Source organism: Shewanella sp. SM74 (genome assembly GCF_025653725.1).
Lineage (GTDB): Bacteria > Pseudomonadota > Gammaproteobacteria > Enterobacterales > Shewanellaceae > Shewanella > Shewanella oncorhynchi.
On sequence record NZ_JAKKRZ010000073.1, the window covers coordinates 1 to 3027 of the forward strand.

Annotated in this window: 1 rRNA gene; it reads right to left on the minus strand. The window is 51.2% G+C overall.

The annotated features are described in order from the left end of the window. Positions 1–18: 18 nt before the first annotated feature. Positions 19–2921: ribosomal RNA gene (locus L5M49_RS24920) — 23S ribosomal RNA — on the minus strand. Positions 2922–3027 lie beyond the last annotated feature (106 nt).

The following is a 3027-nucleotide window of genomic DNA, read 5'->3' on the forward strand; positions in this document are numbered from 1 at the left end:
AAAACCCATCTGGGTTGTATGGTTAAGCCTCTCGAGTCATTAGTACATGTTAGCTCAACGCCTCACAACGCTTACACACCATGCCTATCAACGTCCTAGTCTCGAACGGCTCTTTAGAGGAATTAAATTCCTAGGGATGACTCATCTTAGGGCTCGCTTCCCGCTTAGATGCTTTCAGCGGTTATCGATTCCGAACGTAGCTACCGGGCAATGCCATTGGCATGACAACCCGAACACCAGCGGTTCGTCCACTCCGGTCCTCTCGTACTAGGAGCAGCTCCCTTCAATCATCCAACGCCCACGGCAGATAGGGACCGAACTGTCTCACGACGTTCTGAACCCAGCTCGCGTACCACTTTAAATGGCGAACAGCCATACCCTTGGGACCGACTTCAGCCCCAGGATGTGATGAGCCGACATCGAGGTGCCAAACACCGCCGTCGATATGAACTCTTGGGCGGTATCAGCCTGTTATCCCCGGAGTACCTTTTATCCGTTGAGCGATGGCCCTTCCATTCAGAACCACCGGATCACTATGACCTACTTTCGTACCTGCTCGACGTGTATGTCTCGCAGTTAAGCTGGCTTATGCCATTGCACTAACCGTACGATGTCCGACCGTACTTAGCCAACCTTCGTGCTCCTCCGTTACTCTTTGGGAGGAGACCGCCCCAGTCAAACTACCCACCAGGCACTGTCCCTAATCCCGATAAGGGACCTAGGTTAGAACATCAAAACTACAAGGGTGGTATTTCAAGGACGACTCCATCATGACTAGCGTCACAACTTCAWAGTCTCCCACCTATCCTACACATGTAGGTTCAATGTTCAGTGCCAAGCTATAGTAAAGGTTCACGGGGTCTTTCCGTCTAGCCGCGGGTATACGGCATCTTCACCGCAATTTCAACTTCACTGAGTCTCGGCTGGAGACAGCGTGGCCATCATTACGCCATTCGTGCAGGTCGGAACTTACCCGACAAGGAATTTCGCTACCTTAGGACCGTTATAGTTACGGCCGCCGTTTACCGGGGCTTCGATCATGAGCTTCTCTTGCGATAACCCAATCAATTAACCTTCCGGCACCGGGCAGGCGTCACACCGTATACTTCCTCTTGCGAGTTTGCACAGTGCTGTGTTTTTGATAAACAGTTGCAGCCACCTGGTATCTGCGACTCCCGTCAGCTTAGAGAGCAAGTCTCATCACCAACAGGAGCGTACCTTCTCCCGAAGTTACGGTACCATTTTGCCTAGTTCCTTCAGCCGAGTTCTCTCAAGCGCCTTGGTATTCTCTACCCGACCACCTGTGTCGGTTTGGGGTACGATTCCCACTAACCTGAAGCTTAGAAGATTTTCCTGGAAGCATGGCATCAACTACTTCAGTCCCTTAGGACCTCGTCATCAGCTCTCAGTGTGTACAYTAAAGTRCGTGTCCCCGGATTTGCCTAAGAAMACMACCTACCACCTTAAACGCGGACTACCAACGCCGCGCTAGCCTAGCCTTCTCCGTCTCTCCATCGCAGTTAGCGGAAGTACAGAAATATTAATCTGTTTCCCATCGATTACGCCTTTCGGCCTCACCTTAGGGGTCGACTCACCCTGCCCCGATTAACGTTGGACAGGAACCCTTGGTCTTTCGGCGAGGGGGTTTTTCACCCCCTTTATCGTTACTCATGTCAGCATTCGCACTTCTGATACCTCCAGCGTGGGTTACCCCTTCACCTTCAACGGCTTACAGAACGCTCCTCTACCGCGCACAGTAAACTGTGCACCCGTAGCTTCGGTGACTAGCTTAGCCCCGTTACATCTTCCGCGCAGGCCGACTCGACTAGTGAGCTATTACGCTTTCTTTAAATGATGGCTGCTTCTAAGCCAACATCCTAGCTGTCTAAGCCTTCCCACATCGTTTCCCACTTAGCTAGTACTTTGGGACCTTAGCTGACGGTCTGGGTTGTTTCCCTTTTGACGACGGACGTTAGCACCCGCCGTCTGTCTCCCGAGTAGTACTCATTGGTATTCGGAGTTTGCAAAGGGTTGGTAAGTCGGGATGACCCCCTAGCCTTAACAGTGCTCTACCCCCAATGGTATTCGCTCGAGGCGCTACCTAAATAGCTTTCGAGGAGAACCAGATATCTCCCGGTTTGATTGGCCTTTCACCCCCAGCCACAAGTCATCCGCTAATTTTTCAACATTAGTCGGTTCGGTCCTCCAGTTGATGTTACTCAACCTTCAACCTGCCCATGGCTAGATCACCGGGTTTCGGGTCTACACCTTGCAACTAAACGCGCAGTTAACACTCGGTTTCCCTACGGCTCCGCTATTCGCTTAACCTCGCTACAAAATGTAAGTCGCTGACCCATTATACAAAAGGTACGCAGTCACGGTCTCAAGAACCGCTCCCACTGCTTGTACGTATACGGTTTCAGGTTCTATTTCACTCCCCTCACAGGGGTTCTTTTCGCCTTTCCCTCACGGTACTGGTTCACTATCGGTCAGTCAGGAGTATTTAGCCTTGGAGGATGGTCCCCCCATATTCAAACAGGATGTCACGTGTCCCGCCTTACTCGTTTTCATCAATGGTTAGTTTTCATGTACGGGGCTATCACCCTGTGCCGCTGCGCTTTCCAACGCATTCCACTAACACCCCACTGACTTAAGGGCTAATCCCCGTTCGCTCGCCGCTACTAGGGGAATCTCGGTTGATTTCTTTTCCTAAGGGTACTTAGATGTTTCAGTTCCCCTCGTTCGCCTCGCAACACTATGTATTCATGTTGCGATAACAGCTTATGCTGCTGGGTTCCCCCATTCGGACATCGTTAGCTCAAATGCTTGTTACTAGCTCGCCAACGCTTTTCGCAAGTTACTACGTCCTTCATCGCCTCTGACTGCCAAGGCATCCACCGTATACGCTTAGTCGCTTAACCATACAACCCAAATGAGTTTCACTCAYCTGCGCCGCATTGCGACCAGCTTGGTTTTACTTGTCTCACTTCTGACCAAAGAAGTGGACGCGCCTTAGACGTAAACTAT